The following is a 25,757-nucleotide window of genomic DNA, read 5'->3' on the forward strand; positions in this document are numbered from 1 at the left end:
ACAATATCCATCACCCATACACATTAAAAAAATGTTTGACAAAAAAGTACCAAAAACAGGAGGTCTCGACTTCGGGAAAACAAACCGAATAGTAGAAGGAACTATTATAAAAGGCGATATTATATCGCAAGCTGATTTTAGGCTTGATGGCGAACTTGAAGGAAACTTCTCATCGACTGGAAAAATAGTAATAGGACCAACAGGTAAAGTAATAGGTGATATTAAATGTAAAAACGCAGATGTAGAGGGTAGGTTTAAAGGTAAGATGGAGGTAGAGGAGCTGCTTAGTCTTAAGGCAAGCGCAAGTATTGTAGGCGAGGTTATAACGGGTAAATTATCTGTAGAGCCAGGAGCAGCCTTTACAGCCACCTGTTCTATGAAAAACGGGGTAAAGCAAATAGCTAAAGTAAATGAGCAACAAGCGGGATAATAATAATCGTAATAAGTGGATGGCACTTATTAATATACCGTTACAAATGGGGATAATAATTTTTTTATTTTCTTGGTTTGGCGGATGGCTTGATGCAGAGTATCTTAATACAAAAAACACAAATCGCATAATTTTTACACTTCTGGGTGTGTTTATTGCCTTATATAATGTAATAAGGCAGGTAAACGAACTCAACAAATAGACATGAAAAAAAACATAGGTATTTTTACCGTTACCACCGTTATAGCTGCTTTATCCTTGATTGCTAATATGCTCATTTATCAAGTGCCTGAACTTAAGGCAGCAAGTCAAAATTTTATATATTCATTACCTTTGGTATATCTCTTTTTCTTTGTTTTTACCATTGTAATATTAGGTGTACTTCTTACATTAGGAAAGAAAAAGAAAGAACAAGTAGGGTATATATTTCTTTTTTTAACATCTGCCAAGATGGGGCTTAGTTATCTTATTGCCCGACCTATACTTACGAAAACGATTGATGACCCTACAGAGAAAATCAACTTTTTTATAGTGTTTATTTTGTTTTTAGCAATAGAAGCCTATTATACAGCACGTTTATTAAACAATAAATAACAAACATTTAATAAGACTAAAATTATCTTAAAAATTTTTGAGCAATCATCTTGGAATATTAATTAAAAATGTACCTTTGCACAAAATTTTAGGACTGTAAAATTAAGATATTTAATAAGATGGTGTTTTCCACAAAATTAATTAAGAATACAATAACAGCCCTCTTTGCTGTATTTCCTTTGCTTTGTACCGCTAATGTTTCTGATGAAACTCAGCCTAGTCATGCCGATACTGAAGCGCATGCTGCTGAAGGTTCTCATTCGGAAAATACGGGTGAGATAATTGATACAAACTCAAAAATCAAAGCGTTTATAAATCATCACCTTCAGGATTCTCATGACTTCATCTTTTTCTCAGATGAAGAGACAGGAGAACACTATGGTTTTTCGCTTCCTGTAATCTTAATAGATAACGGGGTTAAATTTTTCTCTGCTGCAAAATTTGAGCATGGCGAAAAAATTGTTGAAGCTGGAGGAGAGCACTACGCACTTTACCATAATAAAATATACAAGACGGATGCCGAAGGTACACTAACCTTTGATGAGCACCATCATCCAACTAATGTAATGCCATTAGATATGTCTATCACTAAAAATGTGATGGCTATGCTTGTAACGGCATTAATTATGTTTTTATTGTTTACAGGTCTAGCAAAGTCATACAAAAAAGGACCAATACCTACAGGTTTTGGTAGAATTTTAGAGCCACTTATTATATTTATTCGTGATGAGGTTGCAATACCAAATATAGGTGCAGATAAATATAGAAAATACATGGGTTACTTACTTACAGTGTTTTTCTTTATCCTTATCCTTAACCTTTTTGGTCTAACACCACTAGGTATAAATGTAACAGGTAATATCGCTATAACAGCTTGTTTAGCACTTATAACCTTTTTTATCACACAGTTTAGTGCGAATAAAGATTACTGGAAGCACATCTTTTGGATGCCAGATGTGCCGGTATTGATGAAGATAGCACTTATACCTATCGAGATATTAGGTACGCTTACTAAGCCATTTGCACTTATGATACGTCTTTATGCAAATATTTCGGCAGGACACATTGTTGTAATGAGTCTTATAGGTCTTATATTCGTATTTAAAAACTGGATCGCTGGTCCATCGTTCTTCGGATTAACATTGTTCATCTCTATTATAGAAATCTTGGTTGCCTTCCTTCAGGCGTTTGTATTCACAATGCTGTCTTCACTATTTATCGGTATGGCAGTACAAGAACATCACCATGAAGAAGACCACGACAAGCATACAGAGGAAGAACCAATAATAATATAAAACGTAATCTTTTTAATTAATTTAAATCAAATTAGACATGGAAATTCCAGGAATTGTTGGAGCAGGTTTAGTAGTAATCGGTGCAGGTCTAGGACTTGGTAAAATCGGTGGTTCTGCAATGGATGCTATTGCTCGTCAGCCAGAGGCTGCAGGTAAAATCCAAACTGCAATGATTATTATCGCTGCACTTCTAGAGGGTGTTGCTTTCGCAGCGCTTTTCGCAGCTTAATAAAAAGAAATAAGGCAACTACCTGTAGCGGTTGGCTGCAGGTGTTGTTTTAACAAGTTGATTTAATTAAAAACTAATTATACTAAAAATATAATGGAAAAGTTAGTAAATGATTTTTCATTCGGATTATTTTTCTGGCAAGCAATAATTTTTGTAGTGCTGGTACTACTTCTTGTAAAATTTGCATGGAAGCCTATAATGACAGCTATTACTGCTAGAGAAGCAGGTATTACTGATGCGCTTGCTGCTGCTGAGGCTGCACGTAAAGAAATGCAAAATCTACAAGCAGATAACGAAAGAATACTGCAAGAAGCAAGAGCTACAAGAGATGCCATGATAAAAGAGGCAAGAGAGATAAAAGATAAAATGATTGTTGACGCTAAGACTGAGGCACAAGTACAAGGCGAAAAAATGATTGAGCAAGCTAAAGCTTCTATCGAAAGTGAAAAGAATGCTGCTATGGCTGAGCTTAAAAATCAGGTATCTACGCTATCTGTAGAGATTGCTGAAAAGATTCTTAAAAACGAACTGTCAGATGCTGCTGCTCAAACTACTTTGGTAGAGAAAATGCTGAACGACGTTAAATTAAACTAATACGGTTATGACAGGTTCAAGAGCCGCAATACGTTATGCAAAGGCAATACTCGAAATGGCACAAGATGCAGGCAATGCATCTGCTGTGAATGAGGATATGAGCCAAATTGCATCTACAATGCATAGTAATAAAGAGCTGCGCGATTTTATCGACAGTCCTACTATAAAGGCAGAAGTTAAAGAAGCAACCCTTAAAGAAGTTTTTGCAGGTTCGCAAAATATTACTGAAGGACTATTTAAACTTCTGCATGTAAACAAAAGGTTTAAAATATTGGAGCAAGTTGCTGTACAATATGGAACTCAGTTTGACGAACTAAATGGTAGAGAGGGAGCGGTAGTAACAACAGCTTTTCCTATAACACCAGAGCTTGAAGCACAAGTATTAGAAAAAGCAAAGATGCTATCTGATAAAAAACTAATGCTTCAAAATATAGTAGACCCTGCAATAATAGGTGGGTTTATATTAAGAGTTGGCGACAAGCAGTTTAATGCTTCTGTAGCTAATAGTCTTACAACATTAAAAAGAGAATTCAGTAACTAGTATATACCACACGTAAGTGTTTAAATTATAAACAATTATTATGGCAGAAATTAAACCTGCTGAGATTTCAGCAATATTAAAGAAACAATTGTCCGGTTTTGAATCGGGTGCTACCCTTGAGGAAGTAGGAACAGTACTTCAGGTAGGTGACGGTATTGCCCGTGTTTACGGATTATCTAACGCACAATATGGTGAGTTAGTAGCGTTCGATAACGGGTTAGAAGGTATTGTATTGAACCTTGAAGAAGACAATGTGGGCGTAGTATTGTTAGGTCCTTCTGTTGGCGTTAGTGAAGGTTCTACTGTAAAAAGAACACAGCGTATTGCTTCCCTAAAAACAGGTGAGCAAATGGTAGGTCGTGTTGTAGATACACTAGGTAACCCTATAGATGGTAAAGGTCCTATTGGTGGTGATCTTTATGAGATGCCTTTGGAGCGTAAAGCACCAGGAGTTATCTTCCGTCAACCAGTTACTGAGCCGTTACAAACGGGTATTAAAGCTATCGATGCCATGATTCCTGTAGGACGTGGTCAGCGTGAGCTTGTTATTGGTGACCGTCAAACTGGTAAAACAACAGTTTGTATTGATACCATACTAAACCAAAAAGAATTTTATGATGCGGGTAAACCTGTATTCTGTATATATGTTGCTGTTGGGCAAAAAGCTTCTACAGTAGCAGGTATTGCAAAAACTTTAGAAGAAAAAGGTGCAATGGCTTACACAGTTATTGTTGCTGCAAATGCTTCTGACCCTGCTCCGATGCAGGTATACGCTCCATTTGCAGGTGCTGCAATTGGTGAGTACTTCCGTGATACTGGTCGTCCGGCACTTATCATTTATGATGATTTATCTAAGCAAGCAGTTGCATACCGTGAGGTATCGCTTCTACTTAGAAGACCACCAGGACGTGAGGCTTACCCTGGAGATGTATTCTACCTTCACTCAAGATTATTAGAGCGTGCCGCTAAGGTAATTGCTGATGATGATATTGCGAAGAACATGAATGATTTACCAGAATCGTTAAAACCAATTGTTAAAGGTGGCGGATCGCTTACAGCACTTCCTATCATCGAAACACAAGCGGGTGACGTTTCGGCATATATCCCAACAAACGTAATTTCGATTACAGATGGTCAGATATTCCTTGAGTCAGATTTATTTAACTCAGGTGTGCGTCCTGCAATTAACGTAGGTATCTCGGTATCTCGTGTGGGTGGTAATGCTCAGATCAAGCCAATGAAAAAAGTTGCTGGTACACTTAAACTAGACCAAGCACAGTTCCGTGAGCTTGAAGCTTTCGCTAAATTTGGTTCAGATCTTGATTCGGCTACATTAAGCGTAATTGAAAAAGGTAGAAGAAACGTAGAAATACTTAAGCAAGCAGTTAACGACCCATTTACGGTAGAAGACCAAATTGCTATTATCTATGCAGGTTCTAAAAACTTGTTAAGAAAAGTACCAGTAAACAAAGTAAAAGAGTTTGAAAGAGACTATATAGAGTATCTTAATGCAAAACACAGAGATACTTTAGATTTACTTAAATCGGGTAAATTTACTGACGAGCTTACTGATGTGCTTGAAAAAGCGGCAGCTGAAATTTCTGCAAAATACTAATTTAGATTTTTAGATTTTAGTAGTGAGAACTTGAGTTCTACTTAACTCTCACTACTTAATACTATATAAAATGGCAAACTTAAAGGAAATACGTAACAGGATTGCTTCCGTTTCATCGACAATGCAAATTACAAGTGCGATGAAAATGGTATCGGCAGCCAAGCTTAAAAAAGCGCAAGATGCTATAACGGCAATGCGCCCCTATAGCCAAAAGCTTACTGAGCTACTGCAAAATTTGAGTGCCACTATGGAGGGTGACAACGGAGGTGCATTTGCCGAGCAACGCTCGATAAATAAAGTCTTGGTTGTAGCCATTACATCCAACAGGGGTTTGTGCGGTGCCTTTAATACTAATGTAATAAAAGGTGTAAAAGCAGTACAAGCTACTTATGCTGGTAAGCAAGTAGACGTTTTAACCATTGGTAAAAAAGGTAATGACGTACTTAGTAAAACCTGTACCATTACGGCTAATGAAAGTAATGTTTATGACGATTTAACGTTTGAAAATGTTGCTGATATAGCACAAAATATTATGGATAGCTTTGTTGCTGGAAATTATGACAGAATAGAGCTTGTATATAACCATTTTAAAAATGCAGCGACACAATTAGTGCTTACAGAGCAGTTTTTGCCGTTAGCTCCTTTAGATACTACAGATGTAAACAACAGCGTTGATTATATTTTTGAGCCTTCTAAAGAAGAAATTGTAGCTAACCTTATACCATTATCGTTAAAAACACAGTTGTATAAAGCAATACGCGATTCTTTTGCATCAGAGCATGGAGCACGTATGACAGCTATGCACAAAGCAACTGATAATGCTACTGACCTAAGAAACCAGTTGAAACTTACGTATAATAAAGCACGTCAGGCATCTATTACTAACGAAATCCTTGAGATTGTTGGTGGTGCTGAAGCTTTGAATAACTAAGAACATTTAATAATATATAAAAAAGGCTATCCGAATAGGATAGCCTTTTTTGTTTGAAATAACATGGTTAAGAACACCTTTGATTATTTTTTATGTTAAGGTGCTTTATAGCTTTTATAATTGGTTGAAAACCCACTTTTATTAGTTCTTTATGTTTAAATTCTACAATTGGGATGTTAAGTTCTCTAGCAAGAGATAGTTCTTTATTTACCCATTTAGAATTATTGGTTTGTTCAGTCCTAATGAGAAAAATAAAATCTGATTTTTTCAATTCATTAACGACTCTATTTTGTTTATTCACAGAATTATTATGGATTAAATCAATGTATACTGTACTTATTTCAGATATTTGATGATTTAATTTAGTTAAAAAATGGCTGTCAATTTCTCCATCTCTAACAGTATAGCTAATAAATACCTTTAGTTTATTTCCTTCTATCAAATCAATTCTTTTTTATCAACTATCATTAATATGAGAACAAGTATTGTGCTAAATAGATAAAATAGTTGTGATTTGTTAAAAAACGCTTTTCCCCAAGACTCTTTTTCTTTATTATCCAGAGGCATCCCAAAGCCATTCACAATTAATTGGTTTCCATTTAATTCATTAACTATTTCGGACATTCTAATTCTTAGTTTCCTTTGGTAATAATAGGAATTGGAGTCAATTATCCAGAAAAACAAAAGTATGAGAGAACTACTAACATAAATAGAAGTATCTAGTTTATTATCCGTCATTTTAAAAATAATGCTCGGAATAGCAACTAATAAAGATGCGCAAATTTTTTTAGTAGCTAATGTATTTTTAGAAAATTGAAGAATAGAAGAATCAAGTTGATCAATTTCTTTTAATTTCAAAATTTTATTTATGTCGTTCATCCTTTTATAGTTTACGTTCAAAGGTATTTAATTTTTTATCACTTTGATGAAGTAGTTGGTTTTAATAGATTATTTGTGAATTAAGAAATCATTTATTTCCAGATTTTTTTTCAATTTATTATATACAATTTTAGAACTATCTTTTATTCTCTACTTTTGCCATTAACAAATACAATCAATAACATTTGAGCCTTTTTAAAAATCTCTTTCAACAGACTGCTATATACGGTATCGCTACGGTAGTACCACGAATGTTTAGTTTTGTACTTACGCCACTATATACTGATATTTTACCAGAGCAAGAGTATGGAGAAGTATCTATTATTTTTGCATGGATTGTACTTTTTAATGTGGTATTAGCCTATGGTATGGAAACCGCATTTTTTAGGTTTTATACTAACGAAGATTCTAAAAAAGTACAAGCAACATCTACCATATCTATATTCTGGACATCGATTGTTTTTCTTGGAGCTGCCCTACTGGGGCGCAACTACCTTGCCGAAGCTGCAGGTATAGATGTACAATATATTACCTATACCATTTGGGTACTAGTGCTCGATGCGCTGGTTATTATACCATTTTCTAAACTGCGTGCCGAAGGCAGACCGCTATTGTATGCCGTCGTAAAAATTGGTAATGTAGCGGTCAATTTAGGATTAAATGTATTCTTCCTGCTCTATTTGCCAAAACTGGCTACAGCACAACCTGATACGCTTTTAGGCGCTATGTATGTAGAGAATTTCCAGATAGGGTATATATTTATATCAAACCTTATTGCGAGCCTGTTAACGTTCTTGGTATTAGCACCACATTATTTCCGTATCTCGTGGCAATTTGACAAGCAGTTATGGGCAAAAATGATGCGCTATAGTTTCCCGATAATGATTGCGGGGATTGCATTTGCCATAAATGAAACATTCGATAGAATATTACTCCACAACATACTGCCCGAAAATATAGCCGAAGCCGAAGTAGGTGTTTACTCTGCCTGCTATAAACTGGCAATATTCATGACGCTTTTTGCTACGGCATTCCGCTTAGGTATAGAGCCATTCTTTTTTAGCCATGCTAAAGAAAAGAATGCACCACAAACCTATGCCATGATAACCCGATATTTTGTAATATTTGGGTCGATTATATTACTGGTAGTAATAGTATTTGCAGATTTACTCAAAGTACTTATCATCCGTAACGAATCGTATTGGGAGGGTATGGCGGTAGTACCACTTATTATTATGGCTAATTTCTTTCTGGGTATTTATCATAACCTTTCGGTTTGGTATAAGCTATCAGATAAAACAAAAATGGGTGCCTATATTTCTATAATAGGAGCTATTGTTACCTTGGGGCTAAACTTTGCCCTCATACCTAAGTATAGCTATATGGGGTCGGCAGTTGCTACTATATCAGCTTATACCACCATGATGGTTATCTCTTATATATTAGGCAACAAGTATTACCCTATTCCTTATGATATGAAAAAGATATGCGGTTACTTGGGGCTTTCTATTGCGCTGTCGCTAGTGTGTTTTTACTTTTTCAGAGAAAATTACTTTGTAGGGGTAGCTGCAATAGTAGTCTATGCTGGGTTTATTTATATAAACGAAAAGGCAACATTACTGCGTATAATAAAGCAAGGGTAACAAATTAATCAAACTAAAGGTTTGGTTATTAGTAATACTATTTTGATATTTGATTTATAAATAAACAAGCATGACAGTTAAAATTATAAACCGTTCGCAGCATGCGTTGCCAAACTATGAAACGATTGCTTCGGCAGGTATGGATTTGAGGGCAAACCTTGACGAACCAGTAGTACTAAGCCCATTGGGCAGGGCTATTATAAAAACAGGATTATTTATAGAACTCCCTATAGGATATGAAGCCCAAGTGCGCCCTCGTAGCGGACTGGCAGCCAAAAAAGGCATCACGGTACTTAATAGCCCAGGTACAATAGACGCCGATTATAGAGGCGAGATAGGCGTGATTTTAGTAAATTTATCAAACGATGCTTTTACCATAGAAAATGGCGAAAGAATAGCCCAACTTGTTATTGCCAAACATGAACGTGCTGAATGGCAGGAAGTACAAGAGCTTACCGAAACCTCTAGGGGCGAAGGAGGGTTTGGTAGTACTGGGGTAAAGTAAACTAACCTAACATATATGAAAAGTAACCGTTTTTCTATTTTAACACTATTATTGCTGGTATTCCCATTAATAGCTATTGCACAGGATGATGATAGTATTAAAACCATTGGTGATAAAGCCTGTGAGTGTACGAAGGAAATAAGTACAGACCAAGTAAGAGATTCAATAGTAAAGAAGATAAATGATTGTATATCTTCACAAATATTACTGGATCAGATGACAAGTCAATTTGGCACTCCTGAAGAAATTAGGGAAGAAGTTAGCAAACTTACCGATAATGACACGGTCGCAGAGATTGGTAAAAATAAAGGTAAAAACATCGTTATTACGATGGATAAGGATTTTGATGAAATCCAACAGTATATGTTTGAGAATTGTTATGCTGTAAAAGTTTTAATGAGCTCTAACAATGCAGAGTCCAAACACTCCATGTCTAAGAATAAAAAAGCATTACAATTTTATGAAGAAGGAGAAGCGCATCTCGTGAGAGAAGAATATGACATGGCTATTGTTAGTTTTAATAAAGCCGTAAAGAAAGACCCAAAATTTGCCTTTGCTTGGGATAATTTGGGGATTAGTTATCGAAAACGTGGTAACTATAAAGAAGCTATAAAGTGTTATGAGAAATCACTTGAAGTAGATCCTACAGGAAAAATGCCGTTACAAAATTTGGGAGTAGCTTATGAGTATTTAAAAGAGTATCAAAAATCAGCAGAAGTATATGATAGATACATTATTCAGTACCCGAATGATCCTGAAGGTTATTATGGTGCAGCAAGGATGTACTATTTTGCAGGTGATTATGCAAAGGGAGTAGACAAAGCTTTTAAAGCTTACTTAATGTATAAAGAATTACAAAGCCCATATATAAGTGATGCTCAGCAAGTAATTTCTGCTATGTATAATGAACTCAAAGAAAAAGGTAAACTAGATATTTTTTTAGAAGCAGCCAAAAACAATAACATAGAAATCAACGAATAACCATGAAAATCATTGTCCCCATGGCAGGTCGCGGTTCGCGCCTTCGCCCACACACACTAACAGTACCAAAACCATTAATCCCTATTGCAGGTAAACCAATAGTGCACCGCTTAGTAGAGGATATTGCTGGTGTTATTAACCAAGAGATAGAAGAAATAGCATTTATAATACATAGAAGTTTTGGCGCACCAGTAGAAAAAGACCTTGTAGCTATAGCCGAAAAACTAGGTGCTAAGGGTACTATTTACTATCAAGATGAACCACTAGGTACAGGTCATGCCATTATGTGTGCGAAAGAGTCAATGAGTGGTCCAATAGTAGTTGCTTATGCCGATACACTATTTCGTGCCGATTTTACGTTAGATACTACAGCCGATAGTGTAATATGGGTAAAACAAGTAGATGACCCAAGTGCTTTTGGTGTTGTTCAGCTTAATGATAAAAAAGAAATAGTTGACTTTGTAGAGAAGCCAAAAGATTTTGTGTCAGATCTTGCTATTATAGGGATATACTACTTTAAGAGTGGAGAAACACTGCGTAGTGAGTTACAATACTTGTTAGATAATAACATTGTAAAAGGTGGCGAATACCAGCTTACAGATGCTTTAGAAAACATGAAGCAAAAGGGTATGAAGTTTGTGCCTGGTAAAGTAGATGAATGGATGGACTGTGGTAATAAGAATGTTACTGTAGATACTAATAATAGAATGCTTAACTTTCTGCATGCTGACGGACACAATATGATAGCAACATCGGCAACTGTAGAAAATAGCGAAATTATACAACCATGTTACATTGGCGAAAATGTAGTGTTAAAAAACAGTACAGTAGGGCCAAATGTATCGTTAGGCGATAATACCACAGTAGAAAATACTACTATTAAAAACAGTTTAGTACAAACCAATTCGGTAATAAAAAATGCTAAGTTAGATAATGCCATGATAGGTAATAATGCTCGTTTTGATGGTAATTTTACAACCATTAGCATTGGAGATTATTCGGTTTTAGAATAAAAATATATGAATATAAAGATTCTTTTTAGCGGATTAGCGCTTTCTGGGTTGTTGCTGTACCCTGTAGTTATACAGGCACAGCAACAAGAACCAGATGAAATTGCACTGGCGAATGATGAATTCGAAAACAATTTTTATGAAGCCTTAAAGCAAAAAGGAATCGAAAATTATGATAAGGCATTACAAGCGTTACAACGATGTGTGGCGTTACAGCCAGATAATGATGCGGTATATAACGAGATAGGAAAAAATCAGCTTGCGTTGAGAAGTTTTGGCGATGCTGAGAGGGCTTTTTTAAAAGCAACCCAGCTTGACCCCGCAAATCGTTGGTACTGGCAAGGTTTGTATGACGTGTATTATGGTATACAAAATTGGAATAAAGCCATACCCGTAGTACAAAAACTTACCCAATGGCGAAAGGAATTTTATGAAGAAGACCTTGTGTCATTATACATGTACACCATGCAGTATGACAAAGCATTGGTGCTTATAAACTCACTAGATGATAAAGTAGGACAATCAGACAAGAGGGCGATGTATAGAGCGCAAATTATGCAAGACGATCGTTTCCGAAAACCTAAAAAAGAATCATTAGAAGAAGCTATAAAGAAAAACCCTAAAGAAGAGTCTAATTATTTAGAGTTAATTTATCTGTATTCCGAAAGCAATCAGGAAGCTAAAGCAGAAGAAGTAGCCAAAAAGCTAGAGAAGGAAATTCCAAACTCAGATTGGGCACAGGTGAGCCTTTTCAAATTTCACCTGAATAATAATGAGGGAGGCGAAGCTGCAAAATCCCTTTTCAGGATTTTAGAAAGCGAAAAAATAGACCGCAAAATAAAACATCGTGCTTTTAACGAGTTTCTTATTTTTGTGAATAACAATCCGCAATTTAATAATGACCTTGCCAAAGCTGCCGATTATTTTGAAGACGATAAAGAGGTAAATGTACCTAAAGAGGTAGGCAAGTTCTTTTTTACTAAAAAAGATTACGCACGTGCTGGGGCTTATTTTGAGAAAAGCCTTGCAGCAAATGCTGACGATATCGAAGCAATAGAACTTTTACTATATACCTATGAAGGGAATAACCAAAATGAGTTATTGCTTAAAAAAGCATCCAGTTATATAGATTTATATCCTACTCATGCTAGACTATATTATTTTGCAGGAGTAGCAGCGAATAACTTATCACAGTTTAAAAAAGCAAAAGATTGGCTAGAAAGCGGTATAGACTTTGTTGTTGAAGATGCTGAACTAGAAGTTAGCTTTACTCAGCAGTTAGCAAGAGCTTTTGAGGGTATAGGAGATGTTGAGGGAAGTGATGCATATAAACGGAGGATAGAAGGATTGCTTAAATTGAAAAAGACAAAATGAGAAAAATAACAGCTTTATTGCTACTTACAGTAGTATTTTTTACATCGTGTAAATCTAAGCAAGCTGTACTTGGCGAGCAAGGTGCTAATAAAGCGAGAACAACAGCCGAAATTATAAAGGGGCATTATGCTAACGAAAAAGACTTTAACACACTCTATATAAAAGCAGATGTACGCTATAGCGATAAACATACATCGCAAAAACTATCGGCAGATATAAGAGTTAAAAAAGATGAAAAGATATTGGTAAGCCTAAAATTTTTAGGGATTACCATGGCAAAAGCCTTAATAACCCCTGATGGTGTAACGTATTATGAAAAACTGAATAATACCTATTTTGATGGTAATTATGCTATGTTAAGCCGTTGGTTAGGTGCTGATTTAGATTATGCTAAAGTGCAAAACCTTATTTTAGGCAAAGCAATATATAACCTTAAAGATGATACTTATACCGCCAAAATAGAAAGCGGATTATACCGATTAAGCTCAAATTCTGGAGGAATAATGAAATCATTTCTATTTGAAGGATCAAATTATCTCCTAAAAAGAGAAAATATAGCTCAAGGCGGTCTCGATGCGCGTAGCCTTGATATTCAATATCCTGCCCATAGAGAGTATCCAAAAGCAATATTACCAGCAGAAATAAAGATAGATGCGCAACAAAAAGATAAGGTAACTATACAAATTGGTTACAATACCGTTACCTTTGACGAAGATTTTTCGTTCCCATTTAACGTACCACAAGGGTTCGATCAAATTTTTCTTGACTAACTGAATATTTAGAACATGATAAGAGCAGTCCTTACCATTCTTTTTTTAAGCTTTACAATGCTTGCCGTAGCGCAGACTGACCAGAAAAAAGAACTGGAACAAAAAAGAGCGCAACTAAATAAAGAAATTCGAGAATTTCAGAACCTGCTTGGTAAAGAAAAAAACAAGGAGAAATCGGTACTTACTAAAATAGCCGATAATCAAACTAAGATAAGACTTAGCGAAAAACTTATTAGCAATACCCAAAAGCAAACTAAAATACTTAGCGACGAAATTTATCTGAACCAGCGCAAAATAAACAAGCTGAATCGTGAATTGAAGGTGTTAAAAGAAGATTATGCTAATATGATATTAAAGGCATACAAAAGCCGTTCGCAGCAAAGTCGTATAATGTTTATACTCTCTTCACAAAACTTTTTGCAAGCCTATAAGCGCATGCAGTATATGAAACAGTATGCTAGTTTTAGGAAAATGCAAGGAGAAGAGATAAAGAAAAAAATGATCGAGCTTGAAGCGCTTGCAGCAAAGTTAAACAGTCAGAAGAAAGAAAAAGAACAATTACTTGCCGAAAATCTTAAAGTAAAGGCTAGCCTAGAAGAAGAAAAAAAGGAGCAAGAAAAACTTATAAAAGCGATACAAAAAGACAAGAAAAAGTATGCTGCTGATATAAAGAAGAAACAAAAAGAAGCTAAAGAAATAGACAAAAAGATAGATAAGATAGTAAGAGAAGCAATTGCTGCTGCCAATAGAAAAGCGGCTGCTGCATCAGGAGCTAAACCAACAAGTAAAGGATCGACATCTACAGCAGCACCTAATAAAATTGTACTTACTAAAGAGGGTAAAATAATTGCCGACAATTTTAGAGCTAATAAAGGTAAATTACCTTGGCCAGTAGAGAAAGGATATATGTCTATGGGTTTTGGTGTACAAAGAAGCCCTATAGCCTCTTCAGTAGAGATAGATCATAGTTTTATAGAAATAACAACCGAAGAAGGGGCTGATGTTCGTGCTATTTTTGCAGGTGAAGTTATGGATGTACAAGTAATGCCAGGAACGCGTACTAAAGCGGTCTTGATACAGCACGGAAATTATATCTCTATATATTTTAACTTAAGTGAAGTAAACGTGCGTACAGGAGATAATGTTTCGATAAAACAAAATATAGGAACAGTACATACAAACCCTGTTTCAGGAAAAACAGTAGTAAAATTAAGGATAATGCAAAACACTACCAGGCTCAATCCTGAAGAGTGGATTATGCGATAAATAAAAAAGGGGAAGTTTTAAAAACTTCCCCTTTTTTATTTATATTAGATTCTTATTTACATAAATAATGCTTTCAGTTCTGTCGCATCGCTAGGTTTCATTTTGCCTGCTAGTACTAAGCTAAGTTGTTTTCTTCTTAACGCTGCTTCAAAGCGTTCTTTTTCAAGTTCGGTTTGCGGTTCTACTGTAGGTACTGCTACAGGTATTCCTGTTTCATCTACTGCTACAAAAGTATAAATAGCTTCATTAGCCTTAGATTTTGTACCCGATTCTCTATCTTCTATCCATACATCTATAAAAATCTCCATAGAGGTACGAAAAGTTCTCGATACCTTAGCCTCAACAGTTACTACACTTCCTAGGGGCACAGCACGGTTAAAAGCTACGTGATTTACAGATGCTGTTACAACAATGCGTCGCGAATGTCTGCGTGCGGCAATACTCGCTGCACGATCCATACGTGCCAATAGCTCGCCACCAAAAAGGTTATTAAGCGGGTTGGTTTCTCCAGGGAGTACAAGATCGGTCATTATACATGCCGAATCTGAGGGATTTTTAGACTGCATACGTTTCTTTTTTTGGCAAAGATACTACAGAAATAAAAAATCCTCCGTAGAGGAGGATTTTTTATCATTCTTTTATGAGAAGCCAAGCTTCGTCATTATCTTGTAATCTTATCTTATTGAGTGCTTCTTGTGCCTCATGGTTTGTGGTATAGCTGCTATATATAACAGGATATAACCCAAACTTGTTTTTCTCAATGCTTTTTGCTGCCTTATAACCTTTAGTAATAAGTTGCTCTACAGCTGTTGCTGCATTTTCTTCACTACGAAAAGCACCTGCAACCACATGATATGGCATACTAGTAACTTCTTCTTTAACAGGGAGTGTTACTGCAAAAGGGTTTTCTATAAAAAAGGTAGCTTCTTGTATTTTTTGCTGTACTTCTTCTTGTGCTTGCTGCTGTACTAAAAGTGTTTCGGTTGCAATTTCATTTTCTCTATAAAACTTAAACCCAACGCTACCTACGCCAAGAGCAACAACAAATATAGCTGCATATTTAAGGTAACTATAATTCTTTTTCCTTTCTGGAGTAAATACTACAGGGGCTTTTTCTTCTATTGCTTCGGCAATAATTTTATATTCTTCACGCTTAATAGCAGGCGATATAAAAGAACTTAACCCAAAAGAGTCTGTAAGGTAATTTACAGGAGTATCAGGTGTAAATACAAGGTTGCCTTCGGCGTTATTTGTAATACTACCTATGTTTTTAAGTACAAGTGTTTGGTTGTTATGTAACTCGTTTAGCCAATGACTTACTGCCGAGTTTATTTCGGCTACTGCTGCATCGTAAGAAATTTTTTCTTGTAATGCGATATGGTTACCCAAAAGCCCGTCATTATTTTTTAAATTCGCATTGAACGAAATAAGTTTTTTTGGGGGATAGAAAGTATGGGTATCATTATCTAATTGTGCCGAGGTAGTTTCGGCAAGAAATGCACCAAAGCCAGGAACGGTAACGCACTGGTAACGATATAGTAGTGCCGATATGTGTTTTTCTATCATCATAAACACAAAATTAACTATTCGGTGGTGAAAGAAAAATTTTATCCACAAATTTTATTAACAATTATCGATTAAATAGATAGTCGCTTATTTTATTTTTTAATGACTGATATTGAATTACTTAATACACTAGCGTTACTTCGCATAGAAGGTGTGGGCGACATTGTGGCAAAAAAACTAATACACCATTGTGGTAGTGCCGAAGCTGTATTTCTAGCTACCCGAAAACAACTGCTTGCTATAGAGGGTGTAGGCGAGGTGTTATACAATAAGCTCCAGAATAGAGCTGTTTTTGGCTTGGCAGAAGCCGAAATGAAATTTATAAAAGAGAACAGCATCAATGTCAGTTTTTATCTTGATAAAGATTATCCTGATAGATTAAAGCACTGTATAGATGGTCCTGTATTGCTTTTTAGTTCAGGGAATATAAACCTACAGAATAGGAAACTGATAAGTATAGTGGGTACACGCCAAATTACTTCATATGGTGCCGATTTTACCCGAAAACTTATAAAAGACCTTGCGCCCTTAAATCCTGTTATTGTAAGTGGTTTTGCTTATGGGGTAGATATACATGCTCATAATGTAGCTATGGAACATAACTTACAAACTATAGGTGTAGTAGCACACGGGCTAAACCAAATATACCCCAAGACGCATAAAAAGTATGTTGCCAAGATGGAGGAGAATGGTGGTTTTATGACGGAGTTTTGGAGCACATCGAACCCTGATAAAGAAAACTTTGTGCGCCGTAATCGTATTGTGGCAGGGCTTACTGAAGCTACCATAATTATAGAGAGTGCCGATAAAGGAGGATCTCTAATTACAGCTAATATTGCTAATGATTATAATAGGGATGTGTTTGCCGTACCGGGGCGTATTACTGATAAGTATAGCCAAGGGTGCAACAACCTGATAAAAACCCAAAAAGCAAACTTACTTACCAGTGCTGCCGACCTTATTTATATATTAAATTGGGAACTAGAGGAGAAGAAACAAAAGCCCGTGCAAAAGCAATTGTTTATAACGCTAGAGGTAGAAGAACAAAAAGTATATGATTATTTACAGAAAAATGGCAAGGAGCTTATAGATATTATAGCACTACAATGCGAGATGCCTATATATAGGTTATCATCATTATTACTCACTATGGAATTGAAGGGAGTAATACGCCCATTGCCTGGTAAAATGTTTGAGGCAATTTAGGATAAAGGTTTACAGTCGCAGTAGGCAGTTATCAAATTACTGTTTACTGCGACTGTTAACTAAAAGCTATAAATATCCTAGTTTTTCTCTAACTCTTGCCAGTACACCATTAGCTATTTTTGTAGCTTTTTCGGCACCTACTTTTAGAGCAGCGTCTATTTCGTGTGGGTTAGCCATATAGTAGCTGTACTTTTCTCTTTCAGTTTTAAAGGTCTCGGCTATTAGTTCATATAACGCTTGCTTAGCATGACCGTAACCATAGTTACCACCTAGGTAATTAGCACGCATTTGCACTACTTGTTCTTCTGTTGCTAGTAGTTTGTATATAGCAAATACATTACATGTATCAGGATTTTTAGGGTCTTCTAGTGGAGTACTATCAGTATCTATACTCATTACCTGTTTGCGTAATGGTTTGTCTGCCTGAAATATATTGATAAAGTTATTACGTGATTTACTCATTTTTTCCCCATCAGTTCCAGGAATAATTTTTGTAACATCGCTAGTAATAGCTTCAGGCAATACAAATGTATCTCCCATTTGGTGATTAAAACGCGAAGCCACATCGCGAGTAATTTCTATATGCTGTAGTTGATCTTTTCCTACAGGTACAAACTCGGCATCATATAGTAGTATATCGGCAGCCATAAGCATAGGGTAGGTAAACAAGCCTGCGTTTACATCGTCTAGTCTATCAGCTTTGTCTTTAAAAGAGTGTGCTAGCGTTAAACGCTGATAAGGAAAGAAACAACTCAAGTACCAAGATAATTCGGTTACTTGTGGTATATCACTTTGGCGATAAAATACTACCCTATTAATATCTAAACCACAGGCAAGCCAAGTAGCAGCAACACTATAGGTGTTTTCGCGTAGCTCTTTTCCATCTTTTATTTGTGTAGCAGAATGTAAGTCGGCTATAAAAAGGAATGATTCATTTTCGGGTTTGTTCGCCATTGCTATGGCTGGTAATAGAGCACCTAAAAGGTTACCTAAATGTGGTGTTCCCGTACTCTGGATACCAGTAAGTATTTTTGCCATTATTTAGTATAATTTTTCACAAAGGTAACAGTTTTGATAAAAAGATAATTAGCTAATCATTACATTTGACATAATGAAAGCAATAAAATATTTTTTTTGGATATTATGGCGGGTATGGTTTTATATCCTGATGGGAGTGCCTATTATTGTGCTTTCGCCATTACTTATACTGTCTATTTTATCGACTAAAACCTATCCGCAGTTTTTTTTCTTGGCGCGCATTTGGGCAAAAGTTATATTGCTTGGTATGGGGTTCTATTATAAAATAGACCGCGAACAGGAAATGGAAAAAGGTAAGAGCTATATGCTAGTTGCTAACCATACCTCTATGGCAGATATTATGATGATGCTCATCGTGTCTAAAAACCCGTTTGTTTTTGTAGGTAAAAAAGAACTTGCTACAATACCCATTTTTGGGTTCTTTTATAAACGTACCAGTATATTGGTGGACAGGAACAGTCCTAAAAGCAGGCAAGAAGTGTTTGTGCGAGCACAAAAAAGATTAAACGAAGGACTGAGTATTTGTATCTTTCCAGAAGGTGGTGTGCCCGATGACGAAAGCGTAGTACTTGACGAATTTAAAGATGGGGCATTTCGGTTAGCTATAGAACACCAAATACCTATAGTGCCTATGGCATTTCCTGATAATAAAAGACGATTTTCTTATACTTTTTTTAGCGGAAGCCCAGGTTTGATGAGAGCAAAAGTACTCCCTTTTGTAACAACAAAAGGATTGAAACTTGAAGATAGAAAGGGACTGAAAGATAATGTTCGACAGACTATTTATAGTAGTTTATTACAATATCTAAAAAAATAAAGCGCCCCAATGTGTTCGTGGGCGCCTTACTCTATCCCATTACGGGACTACCTAAACCAATTAAGTATACATTAGAAACGGAAACTTACACCAGAGTATAAGCCTATGAAATAGGGTTTAAAATTACCCGAACTGCCACTAAACGTATTAATTTGATATTTAAATGTAGGCTCAAAACTAGCTTGGAATGATTTAAAGAACTTGTACTTAAAACCAATACCTACGTTGGTACTAAAGTGAATATTATTAAGGTTTTCTGCTTCACCAATAGATGAGCTTAATCCTTGTGTAGTAACTACACTTACATTATTATCATTTAAAAATAGTGTACTGAAACCACCAATAACATCTATGCCAAATTTTCTATTAATCAAGGCATACGACATTTCTACAGGTACTTCTATATAACCCATTTCTTGTAGCATAGAGCCATTAAATGCTTGTTTTGAAGCAGTAGGATTAAGACCATCTACACCAGCCGACTGATTTTGTACTACAAGGTTTGCAGCACGAGAAGCAGTATTACTACTGATGTTATTGGTTTGCTGTGACATAGAAGGGAAGAACTCTACACCACGTGTCGAATAATTAAGATTAACGGTATTTATACCTGAACGGATAGAGATTCTATCATTAACAGCATAATCAACACCTACGCCATAGCTAAGGTTGTTTTCATAATCTTTACTATTACCTGCAAACTGAGCATCTATAGGCGAACCCTCTGAAAGGGAGTTGTAAAATACAGGTGCTATTTGTGGCTTAACATTCCATTTTTTATTGTCATCTGCTTTTGCGAGCATTTTATCTTTATTATCTTTTTCCTCATTTAACTTTTCCTGCAATAGCTTTTCCAACTCATTTTCAGGTTCTTCTGTAGTGGTAGTGTCAACAACTGTTTCGGTAACAGCCTCTTCTGTCATTATATCTTTATCTGTAAGTATATAATTGCTATTTTGCTCGTTACCGTCTTTTGTTGCATTTGTATTTTCGTTATGCTCATTTTCAGCTATAGCAGCTTCTTCAAATGCGGCAATACCATTATTTATAGTATTGTTGTCTTTACTTCCTGACCCAGTATGTTCACTGCTTGTGCTATTACTGTTATCGCTGCTTTTTGCTTTAGGGTTGTAGGCTACAGCATTTTCTTTGCGTAAATGCTCAGTATTGTTATTTTGAATATTAGCAGTTTTACTGTTGTTTCCTGTAGTAGCGCCTTTTGTTTTACTATTATTGTTCTTAGTGCTATTATTGTTTACTACAGCATTGCTATTGTTGCCAAAACCATTTTTTGAGTTACTCTTACCGTTGTTTTGGTTAGTACCTGAGTTTGAAAATTTATCTAGAGCCCCATCACCTGAAGAGTTTTCGTTGCCTGTGGCTACGGCTTCGTTAGTACTAAAATTTTGTGTGTTATTTGCGGGCGCAACAACTTTATTGTTATTATTCCCATCATTTGGGTTAGTAACATTATTATTAGTTTTATCTTTAGGGTTGTTACTGTTTACAACAGGGTTGTTATCTACTTCTATTCCAGTATTAAAAGGGTTAATTAAGAATAACCCAATAACTAAAACAGCAGCAATACCACCCAGCTTAAACCATAATGGTATAACCCTTCGTTTTTTATCTTTTTTCAGTTCCGCTTCTATGTTTTCCCATACATATTCTGGCGGAGCGGCTTCAAAGTCTTTAAACTTTTCCTGAAACAGCCTGTCTATGTTTTTTTTCTCACTCATTTGCTGTAGGTATTTTTAGAATTACCTTCCTGCGCTTCAATTTTTCCCTTCAATATTATTCTTGCCCTCGATAGGTTAGACTTAGATGTCCCTACCGTTATACCAAGCATATCGGCTATTTCTTTGTGCGAATAGCCATCTGTTACATACAGGTTAAACACCATTCTGTATCTGTCTGGTAACCCCTGTATTATCGACAACAAAAAATCCATACTCACGCTGTCGCTCTCAATCTCTACTTCTGCCTCGTCAGGCATATTTTCACTTACAATCTCAAAAATACCTTCCGAGCGGTATCTTTGCAATACATTGTTTACCATTAACCTTTTTGCCCATCCTTCAAAAGAGCCTTTAAACTGAAACTGACCTATTTTTCTAAACAATAATAAAAAACCATCTTGTAGGTTATCTTGGGCATCCTCATAATTGCGCGAATATTTTAGACATACAGCAAACAGTTTCGGGGCAAAAAGCCTGTACAACTGTTCCTGTGCCTTTATGCTGTCTTGCTGGCAATCTTTTATGAGTTGTTCTATACCCAACGACTTTTATTGTTAAATTATTCTTGCCCAATCGGTACCTCTACGGTTTCAAATATCATATTGCCTTCACCGTCATCGCCTTTGTAGACCTCAAACAAATAGACATTATTAAAAGTGCCTATAATAATATTAGGGCATGTAAATTCATAAAGTCCAAACTCGGGTTCTTCATCTTCGAGCGATTCACATTTGGCATTTTGTATTACTAATGTTTGTACTGCTAATACCTCCGACGACTCTCCTTTTTCGGTATAAAACCCATCAAAGTAGTAGCAATCGTTGGGTTTTTTGTAATACACTTTTAACTCATAAGTTTCTCCAGCCTGCATATATTCAGGAAATTCAATACTCTCTACAGGTATAAACTCTACCTGAAAATTTAAGGTGTCGTCCTTAAACGAGCAGGAGCTTACCCCCATCAATATCATCAATAACAATAATAGCTTTTTCATAAAATGTCCTCAATCAATACATCATGTAGTATAAAGATACAATAACACGCAAAAGGTTGCGTATTTTGGGTATAAAAAAACCCGAAATCAATCGGGTTTTAGTAGTTGTTATGCCAGATGTTCTTTTATGGCATCTTTTATTTTGATTTCCAGCTCATCAGCGAGTTCGGGGTTGTCTTTTATCAGCGATTTTACAGCGTCGCGCCCTTGCCCCAGTTTGGTGTCGCCGTAGCTAAACCACGAGCCTGATTTCTTAACGATTTCAAACTCTACAGCAAGGTCTAATATCTCACCTGTTTTGCTTACACCCTCGCCATACATAATGTCGAATTCGGCAGTTTTAAATGGTGGAGCAACTTTATTTTTAACGATTTTTACTTTGGTACGGTTACCAATAACATTATCGCCATCTTTTATTTGTGAGGAACGACGGATGTCTAGCCTAACCGAAGCATAGAACTTTAAGGCATTACCACCCGTAGTTGTTTCGGGGTTACCAAACATAACACCGATTTTTTCACGAAGTTGGTTAATAAAGAAAACGGTACAATGTGTTTTGCTAATAGTAGCAGTTAATTTTCTTAGTGCTTGGCTCATAAGGCGCGCATGAAGCCCCATTTTACTGTCGCCCATTTCGCCTTCTATCTCGCTTTTTGGCGTAAGTGCCGCAACCGAGTCAATAACTACAATGTCTATCGCCCCAGAGCGGATAAGGTTTTCGGCAATTTCTAGTGCTTGCTCCCCATTATCGGGTTGCGATATAATAAGATTTTCTACGTCTACGCCCAGTTTTTCGGCATAATTACGGTCAAAAGCGTGCTCTGCATCAATAAAAGCAGCAATACCGCCTGCTTTTTGCGCTTCGGCAATAGCGTGAAGCGTTAGCGTTGTTTTACCTGACGATTCAGGACCGTATATTTCTATAATTCTACCACGAGGGTAACCGTTTACACCCAATGCTAAGTCGATACCCAGCGAACCCGAAGGGATGCTTTCTACCTCTTCTACTGCCTTGTCGCCTAGGCGCATAACCGCACCTTTACCGTATGATTTATCAAGTTTGTCTAATGTAAGTTGTAATGCTTTTAGCTTTGCTTCTTTATCTGCACTCATTATATCGTCTTATTTTTTAGTAAAAATACTGCTTTTATTTGATAGCGCAATGTAAGAAAATAATCTTATAAAGAAATAGTTTTTAGCAAAATTTTTTAAGAAACAGAAATGTTAAGATATTTTGTTAAATTTAACAAAACCAATTATATGGATTATTTTCAACTACATTATTACTTAAAAGACAACGAGCATTCACTGGATGCTTTTGTATTAAATAAAGCAGAAAGTGAATTATTAAAAATATTTAAAGAAGTTTTAGTAACACTTAACCTTGAAGGCGAAATAGCATTTGAGGCTATTGCAATTGAAGAAGGAGGAATTAAATCTTTTTATAAACTTCTCAGAAAAAAGAAAACGAAAAAAAGAATTAATAAAGTATTGATTTTTTTAGGAGGGATACTTTCTGTTGTTATAACCGATATAGTTTCAAATAAATTAAATACTGATACAGAATATGAACAGCTTCAAAAGGATGAAATAAAACTTAGAATTCAAAAATTAAAACAAGATTTAGAAAAAGAAGATAACTCAGAGGAGGACGAGAAGGTGTATGTGAGAGATTTATATTTTTATATAACACATAATGATAAAATTAAAATTTTTAAATCTAACTTTTATTCAGCTCTTTTAGATGATGGTAAAGTTGAACAAATATCTACTCAGTTGCTTAATAAAGATAGAATTCCTTATGAACAAGAGTCCATAGTTTCGAGAGCGAATTTTGATAGATTCATTATTCATACGAGACAAATAGAACCGATATATCAAGAATCTATAATTATTGAAATAGTTGCCCCAGTTCTAAAAAAATCTAAAATGAAATGGAAAGGTGTATATGATGATAAACCAATAAATTTTAATCTTAGAGATACTGAATTTAGAAACTCTGTACTTAATGGGGAAATTAGCTTTTCAAGTGGAATAAGTGTTGTTTGTGATGTAGAACTTGAACAATCTATTAATGATGAAGGAGAAGTTACCATTGAAGCGATAAATGTATATAATGTTACAGATGTAATTGTTGGGGCTCAAACAATAGAAACAAAAAGAAAAAAAAGAAACAAAGAGTTATTAAATCAAACAAAATTAGATTTATAAACCGTTCCTTGACCGAAAGTCTTTCACTGCTTTTTACATTTCCTAATTCCTAAAATTTTCTATCTTTGTACCCAATCCCGCCAATAGGGGTTGGTACATATTGAAAATTTATCTCACTTAAAACTTGTATAGCATGCAACTGTTCAACACTTTAAGCGCAGAAGAAAGAGCGGAGCTTATCGACCAGTCGGGTAAGCAACGATTAACGCTGTCTTTCTATGCCTACGCAAACATCACAGACCCAAAACAATTTCGCGACGAATTATTCCTTGCTTGGAACCCACTAGAGGTACTGGGCAGAATATATGTAGCTACCGAGGGGATTAACGCCCAGCTTTCGCTACCTGCCGATAATTTCTATGCTTTTAAAGACCATGTAGAAACCTACCCTTTTATGAATGGTATGCGCCTTAATGTGGCGGTAGAGCAGGACGACCTTTCGTTTTTAAAACTTACCATAAAAGTACGTAACAAAATTGTTGCCGACGGGCTTAACGATGCTACTTTCGACGTTACGAACAAGGGAATTCACCTAAAGGCTCAGGAATTTAACGAAATGCTAGAAGACCCTAACACGGTTTTGGTAGATATGCGTAACCATTACGAAAGTGAAATAGGGCATTTTAAAAACGCCATAACGCCAGATGTAGAAACATTTAGAGAGTCATTACCCATTATAGAAGACGATTTAAAAGACCATAAAGAAGATAAAAACCTATTGATGTATTGTACAGGCGGTATCCGATGCGAAAAGGCATCGGCATTCTTTAAGCACAAAGGTTTCAAGAATGTATATCAGTTAGAGGGCGGTATTATAGAATATACCCGTCAGGTAAAAGCCGAAGGACTGGAAAGCAAGTTTATAGGTAAAAACTTTGTGTTCGATCACCGTTTGGGCGAGCGTATTACCGATGATATTATTGCACAATGCCACCAGTGTGGTAAGCCATGCGACACGCATACCAACTGTGCTAACGAGGCATGCCACTTACTGTTTATTCAGTGTGAGGAGTGTGCTACAAGTATGGCAGGGTGCTGTTCGGCAGCGTGTGTAGAGGTAATTCAACTACCCGAAGAAGAGCAAAAAGCAAGGCGTCGTGGTATTATGAAAGGTAATATGATTTTCAGGAAAGGAAAATCGGATGCCTTGAAGTTTAAAAAGTCGGGTGATACGGTTTCGGCTGTTGCTTTAGCCGAAGTGCCAAAAGTAAAAGGCGTTCGCAAAAGAGAACGCAAAATACTAGTAGGTAATGCCGATCATTATTTTACTAAAGCAAGTATAGGGCAGTTTACTATGGTAAACGAGTTAAAAACAGGCGATAAAATTGTTATAATGGGTCCTACTACAGGTAGAGAAGAGCTGGTTGTAACCAATATGCATGTTAATGGCACGCCTGCCGATGTGGCTCAAAAAGATGATAGGGTAACAATGAACATTCCGTTTAGAATACGCCTTTCGGATAAGTTATATAAATTACCACAGGAATAAAGCAATGTTGCTTATTATATACCGAACCTGCACGCAAGTG

At 36.0% G+C, this 25,757-nt stretch carries 29 protein-coding genes; 20 read left to right on the forward strand and 9 right to left on the reverse strand.

Going from position 1 to position 25,757, the window contains the following annotated elements; all coding sequences use genetic code 11:
• The first annotated feature begins 31 nt into the window (after positions 1 to 31).
• The 9 genes from DVK85_RS05475 to atpG all read left to right on the forward strand — a co-directional run bounded on the left by DVK85_RS05475 (position 32) and on the right by atpG (position 6,229).
• A complete protein-coding gene (locus DVK85_RS05475; protein WP_114677470.1) occupies positions 32 to 430 on the forward strand; it encodes a bactofilin family protein in 399 nt (132 codons plus the stop codon).
• Entirely contained in the window at positions 411 to 632 is a 222-nt protein-coding gene (locus DVK85_RS05480; protein ID WP_114677471.1) for an AtpZ/AtpI family protein, read from the forward strand. The genes DVK85_RS05475 and DVK85_RS05480 overlap by 20 nt, the downstream gene beginning before the upstream one ends.
• A 2-nt stretch (positions 633 to 634) precedes the next feature.
• Positions 635 to 1,024 (forward strand): DUF6168 family protein, encoded by a 390-nt coding sequence (locus tag DVK85_RS05485; RefSeq protein ID WP_114677472.1) that lies wholly within the window; start codon positions 635 to 637, stop codon positions 1,022 to 1,024.
• Positions 1,025 to 1,143: 119 nt separating this feature from the next.
• On the forward strand, positions 1,144 to 2,319 hold the full coding sequence (gene atpB, locus DVK85_RS05490; protein ID WP_114677473.1) for a F0F1 ATP synthase subunit A: 1,176 nt from the start codon (positions 1,144 to 1,146) through the stop codon (positions 2,317 to 2,319).
• 37 nt (positions 2,320 to 2,356) lie between these two features.
• The gene (gene atpE, locus DVK85_RS05495; RefSeq protein WP_026992764.1) at positions 2,357 to 2,548 is read left to right on the forward strand and encodes an ATP synthase F0 subunit C; all 192 of its coding nucleotides are present in this window, start codon (positions 2,357 to 2,359) and stop codon (positions 2,546 to 2,548) included.
• A gap of 93 nt (positions 2,549 to 2,641) precedes the next feature.
• Positions 2,642 to 3,142, forward strand: coding sequence for a F0F1 ATP synthase subunit B (locus DVK85_RS05500; protein WP_114677474.1), 501 nt, complete (start codon positions 2,642 to 2,644; stop codon positions 3,140 to 3,142).
• A gap of 7 nt (positions 3,143 to 3,149) precedes the next feature.
• Entirely contained in the window at positions 3,150 to 3,683 is a 534-nt protein-coding gene (gene atpH, locus DVK85_RS05505) for an ATP synthase F1 subunit delta (protein WP_114677475.1), read from the forward strand.
• A 40-nt stretch (positions 3,684 to 3,723) separates the two neighbouring features.
• A complete protein-coding gene (gene atpA / locus DVK85_RS05510; protein ID WP_114677476.1) occupies positions 3,724 to 5,298 on the forward strand; it encodes a F0F1 ATP synthase subunit alpha in 1,575 nt (524 codons plus the stop codon).
• 70 nt (positions 5,299 to 5,368) lie between these two features.
• Complete coding sequence (gene atpG / locus DVK85_RS05515) at positions 5,369 to 6,229, forward strand: ATP synthase F1 subunit gamma (protein WP_114677477.1); 861 nt, start codon at positions 5,369 to 5,371, stop codon at positions 6,227 to 6,229.
• A gap of 67 nt (positions 6,230 to 6,296) precedes the next feature.
• On the opposite strand, the gene DVK85_RS05520 is transcribed toward atpG, so the two are convergent.
• A complete protein-coding gene (locus DVK85_RS05520) occupies positions 6,297 to 6,671 on the reverse strand; it encodes a TIR domain-containing protein (RefSeq protein ID WP_162845300.1) in 375 nt (124 codons plus the stop codon).
• On the reverse strand, positions 6,668 to 7,108 hold the full coding sequence (locus DVK85_RS05525) for a hypothetical protein (protein ID WP_114677479.1): 441 nt from the start codon (positions 7,106 to 7,108) through the stop codon (positions 6,668 to 6,670). Before DVK85_RS05525 ends, DVK85_RS05520 begins: the two co-directional genes overlap by 4 nt.
• A 185-nt stretch (positions 7,109 to 7,293) precedes the next feature.
• On the opposite strand from DVK85_RS05525, the gene DVK85_RS05530 reads away from it, so the two are divergent.
• From DVK85_RS05530 to DVK85_RS05560, 7 genes are all read left to right on the forward strand, one after another.
• Positions 7,294 to 8,751 (forward strand): lipopolysaccharide biosynthesis protein, encoded by a 1,458-nt coding sequence (locus tag DVK85_RS05530; RefSeq protein ID WP_114677480.1) that lies wholly within the window; start codon positions 7,294 to 7,296, stop codon positions 8,749 to 8,751.
• A 70-nt stretch (positions 8,752 to 8,821) separates the two neighbouring features.
• Positions 8,822 to 9,256, forward strand: coding sequence for a dUTP diphosphatase (dut, locus tag DVK85_RS05535; RefSeq protein ID WP_114677481.1), 435 nt, complete (start codon positions 8,822 to 8,824; stop codon positions 9,254 to 9,256).
• A 15-nt stretch (positions 9,257 to 9,271) separates the two neighbouring features.
• On the forward strand, positions 9,272 to 10,237 hold the full coding sequence (locus DVK85_RS05540) for a tetratricopeptide repeat protein (RefSeq protein ID WP_114677482.1): 966 nt from the start codon (positions 9,272 to 9,274) through the stop codon (positions 10,235 to 10,237).
• A gap of 2 nt (positions 10,238 to 10,239) precedes the next feature.
• Complete coding sequence (locus DVK85_RS05545; RefSeq protein ID WP_114677483.1) at positions 10,240 to 11,250, forward strand: sugar phosphate nucleotidyltransferase; 1,011 nt, start codon at positions 10,240 to 10,242, stop codon at positions 11,248 to 11,250.
• A gap of 6 nt (positions 11,251 to 11,256) precedes the next feature.
• Positions 11,257 to 12,621 (forward strand): tetratricopeptide repeat protein, encoded by a 1,365-nt coding sequence (locus DVK85_RS05550; protein WP_114677484.1) that lies wholly within the window; start codon positions 11,257 to 11,259, stop codon positions 12,619 to 12,621.
• Positions 12,618 to 13,391 carry a DUF4292 domain-containing protein gene (locus DVK85_RS05555; protein ID WP_114677485.1) on the forward strand — a complete coding sequence of 258 codons (774 nt, stop codon included), beginning with the start codon at positions 12,618 to 12,620 and terminating at the stop codon, positions 13,389 to 13,391. The genes DVK85_RS05550 and DVK85_RS05555 overlap by 4 nt, the downstream gene beginning before the upstream one ends.
• A 15-nt stretch (positions 13,392 to 13,406) precedes the next feature.
• Entirely contained in the window at positions 13,407 to 14,657 is a 1,251-nt protein-coding gene (locus tag DVK85_RS05560) for a murein hydrolase activator EnvC family protein (RefSeq protein ID WP_114677486.1), read from the forward strand.
• Between the two features lie 56 nt (positions 14,658 to 14,713).
• Here DVK85_RS05560 and DVK85_RS05565 read toward each other — a convergent pair whose 3' ends face one another.
• Positions 14,714 to 15,223 carry an acyl-CoA thioesterase gene (locus DVK85_RS05565; protein WP_114677487.1) on the reverse strand — a complete coding sequence of 170 codons (510 nt, stop codon included), beginning with the start codon at positions 15,221 to 15,223 and terminating at the stop codon, positions 14,714 to 14,716.
• Between the two features lie 64 nt (positions 15,224 to 15,287).
• Complete coding sequence (locus tag DVK85_RS05570; RefSeq protein ID WP_114677488.1) at positions 15,288 to 16,226, reverse strand: HU domain-containing protein; 939 nt, start codon at positions 16,224 to 16,226, stop codon at positions 15,288 to 15,290.
• A gap of 99 nt (positions 16,227 to 16,325) precedes the next feature.
• Here DVK85_RS05570 and dprA point away from each other — a divergent pair, with 99 nt between their 5' ends.
• Positions 16,326 to 17,429 carry a DNA-processing protein DprA gene (dprA, locus tag DVK85_RS05575; RefSeq protein WP_114677489.1) on the forward strand — a complete coding sequence of 368 codons (1,104 nt, stop codon included), beginning with the start codon at positions 16,326 to 16,328 and terminating at the stop codon, positions 17,427 to 17,429.
• Positions 17,430 to 17,495: 66 nt separating this feature from the next.
• On the opposite strand, the gene trpS is transcribed toward dprA, so the two are convergent.
• On the reverse strand, positions 17,496 to 18,467 hold the full coding sequence (gene trpS, locus DVK85_RS05580) for a tryptophan--tRNA ligase (RefSeq protein WP_114677490.1): 972 nt from the start codon (positions 18,465 to 18,467) through the stop codon (positions 17,496 to 17,498).
• 73 nt (positions 18,468 to 18,540) lie between these two features.
• On the opposite strand from trpS, the gene DVK85_RS05585 reads away from it, so the two are divergent.
• Complete coding sequence (locus DVK85_RS05585) at positions 18,541 to 19,284, forward strand: lysophospholipid acyltransferase family protein (protein WP_114677491.1); 744 nt, start codon at positions 18,541 to 18,543, stop codon at positions 19,282 to 19,284.
• Between the two features lie 71 nt (positions 19,285 to 19,355).
• Here DVK85_RS05585 and DVK85_RS05590 read toward each other — a convergent pair whose 3' ends face one another.
• From DVK85_RS05590 to recA, 4 genes are all read right to left on the reverse strand, one after another.
• Positions 19,356 to 21,023 carry an outer membrane beta-barrel protein gene (locus DVK85_RS05590; protein WP_114677492.1) on the reverse strand — a complete coding sequence of 556 codons (1,668 nt, stop codon included), beginning with the start codon at positions 21,021 to 21,023 and terminating at the stop codon, positions 19,356 to 19,358.
• Positions 21,020 to 21,565: an RNA polymerase sigma factor gene (locus DVK85_RS05595; protein ID WP_114677493.1), complete on the reverse strand. Its 546-nt coding sequence runs from the start codon at positions 21,563 to 21,565 to the stop codon at positions 21,020 to 21,022. Before DVK85_RS05595 ends, DVK85_RS05590 begins: the two co-directional genes overlap by 4 nt.
• Before the next feature lie 17 nt (positions 21,566 to 21,582).
• Complete coding sequence (locus DVK85_RS05600; RefSeq protein WP_127960554.1) at positions 21,583 to 22,017, reverse strand: hypothetical protein; 435 nt, start codon at positions 22,015 to 22,017, stop codon at positions 21,583 to 21,585.
• Positions 22,018 to 22,125: 108 nt separating this feature from the next.
• On the reverse strand, positions 22,126 to 23,130 hold the full coding sequence (recA, locus tag DVK85_RS05605) for a recombinase RecA (RefSeq protein ID WP_114677495.1): 1,005 nt from the start codon (positions 23,128 to 23,130) through the stop codon (positions 22,126 to 22,128).
• Between the two features lie 147 nt (positions 23,131 to 23,277).
• Here recA and DVK85_RS05610 point away from each other — a divergent pair, with 147 nt between their 5' ends.
• A complete protein-coding gene (locus DVK85_RS05610) occupies positions 23,278 to 24,228 on the forward strand; it encodes a hypothetical protein (RefSeq protein WP_114677496.1) in 951 nt (316 codons plus the stop codon).
• A 133-nt stretch (positions 24,229 to 24,361) separates the two neighbouring features.
• Entirely contained in the window at positions 24,362 to 25,717 is a 1,356-nt protein-coding gene (gene trhO, locus DVK85_RS05615; RefSeq protein ID WP_114677497.1) for an oxygen-dependent tRNA uridine(34) hydroxylase TrhO, read from the forward strand.
• Positions 25,718 to 25,757 lie beyond the last annotated feature (40 nt).

Origin of the sequence: Flavobacterium arcticum (assembly GCF_003344925.1) — a bacterium.
GTDB lineage: Bacteria > Bacteroidota > Bacteroidia > Flavobacteriales > Flavobacteriaceae > Flavobacterium > Flavobacterium arcticum.

Coding starts and splice junctions, on each gene's coding strand:
- DVK85_RS05475 (WP_114677470.1), top strand. CDS start 32: ATGTTTGACAAAAAAGTACCAAAAACAGGAGGTCTCGACTTCGGGAAA.
- DVK85_RS05480 (WP_114677471.1), top strand. CDS start 411: ATGAGCAACAAGCGGGATAATAATAATCGTAATAAGTGGATGGCACTT.
- DVK85_RS05485 (WP_114677472.1), top strand. CDS start 635: ATGAAAAAAAACATAGGTATTTTTACCGTTACCACCGTTATAGCTGCT.
- atpB (WP_114677473.1), top strand. CDS start 1,144: ATGGTGTTTTCCACAAAATTAATTAAGAATACAATAACAGCCCTCTTT.
- atpE (WP_026992764.1), top strand. CDS start 2,357: ATGGAAATTCCAGGAATTGTTGGAGCAGGTTTAGTAGTAATCGGTGCA.
- DVK85_RS05500 (WP_114677474.1), top strand. CDS start 2,642: ATGGAAAAGTTAGTAAATGATTTTTCATTCGGATTATTTTTCTGGCAA.
- atpH (WP_114677475.1), top strand. CDS start 3,150: ATGACAGGTTCAAGAGCCGCAATACGTTATGCAAAGGCAATACTCGAA.
- atpA (WP_114677476.1), top strand. CDS start 3,724: ATGGCAGAAATTAAACCTGCTGAGATTTCAGCAATATTAAAGAAACAA.
- atpG (WP_114677477.1), top strand. CDS start 5,369: ATGGCAAACTTAAAGGAAATACGTAACAGGATTGCTTCCGTTTCATCG.
- DVK85_RS05525 (WP_114677479.1), bottom strand. CDS start 7,108: ATGAACGACATAAATAAAATTTTGAAATTAAAAGAAATTGATCAACTT.
- dut (WP_114677481.1), top strand. CDS start 8,822: ATGACAGTTAAAATTATAAACCGTTCGCAGCATGCGTTGCCAAACTAT.
- DVK85_RS05540 (WP_114677482.1), top strand. CDS start 9,272: ATGAAAAGTAACCGTTTTTCTATTTTAACACTATTATTGCTGGTATTC.
- DVK85_RS05545 (WP_114677483.1), top strand. CDS start 10,240: ATGAAAATCATTGTCCCCATGGCAGGTCGCGGTTCGCGCCTTCGCCCA.
- DVK85_RS05550 (WP_114677484.1), top strand. CDS start 11,257: ATGAATATAAAGATTCTTTTTAGCGGATTAGCGCTTTCTGGGTTGTTG.
- DVK85_RS05555 (WP_114677485.1), top strand. CDS start 12,618: ATGAGAAAAATAACAGCTTTATTGCTACTTACAGTAGTATTTTTTACA.
- DVK85_RS05560 (WP_114677486.1), top strand. CDS start 13,407: ATGATAAGAGCAGTCCTTACCATTCTTTTTTTAAGCTTTACAATGCTT.
- DVK85_RS05565 (WP_114677487.1), bottom strand. CDS start 15,223: ATGCAGTCTAAAAATCCCTCAGATTCGGCATGTATAATGACCGATCTT.
- DVK85_RS05570 (WP_114677488.1), bottom strand. CDS start 16,226: ATGATGATAGAAAAACACATATCGGCACTACTATATCGTTACCAGTGC.
- dprA (WP_114677489.1), top strand. CDS start 16,326: ATGACTGATATTGAATTACTTAATACACTAGCGTTACTTCGCATAGAA.
- trpS (WP_114677490.1), bottom strand. CDS start 18,467: ATGGCAAAAATACTTACTGGTATCCAGAGTACGGGAACACCACATTTA.
- DVK85_RS05585 (WP_114677491.1), top strand. CDS start 18,541: ATGAAAGCAATAAAATATTTTTTTTGGATATTATGGCGGGTATGGTTT.
- DVK85_RS05590 (WP_114677492.1), bottom strand. CDS start 21,023: ATGAGTGAGAAAAAAAACATAGACAGGCTGTTTCAGGAAAAGTTTAAA.
- DVK85_RS05600 (WP_127960554.1), bottom strand. CDS start 22,017: ATGAAAAAGCTATTATTGTTATTGATGATATTGATGGGGGTAAGCTCC.
- recA (WP_114677495.1), bottom strand. CDS start 23,130: ATGAGTGCAGATAAAGAAGCAAAGCTAAAAGCATTACAACTTACATTA.
- DVK85_RS05610 (WP_114677496.1), top strand. CDS start 23,278: ATGGATTATTTTCAACTACATTATTACTTAAAAGACAACGAGCATTCA.
- trhO (WP_114677497.1), top strand. CDS start 24,362: ATGCAACTGTTCAACACTTTAAGCGCAGAAGAAAGAGCGGAGCTTATC.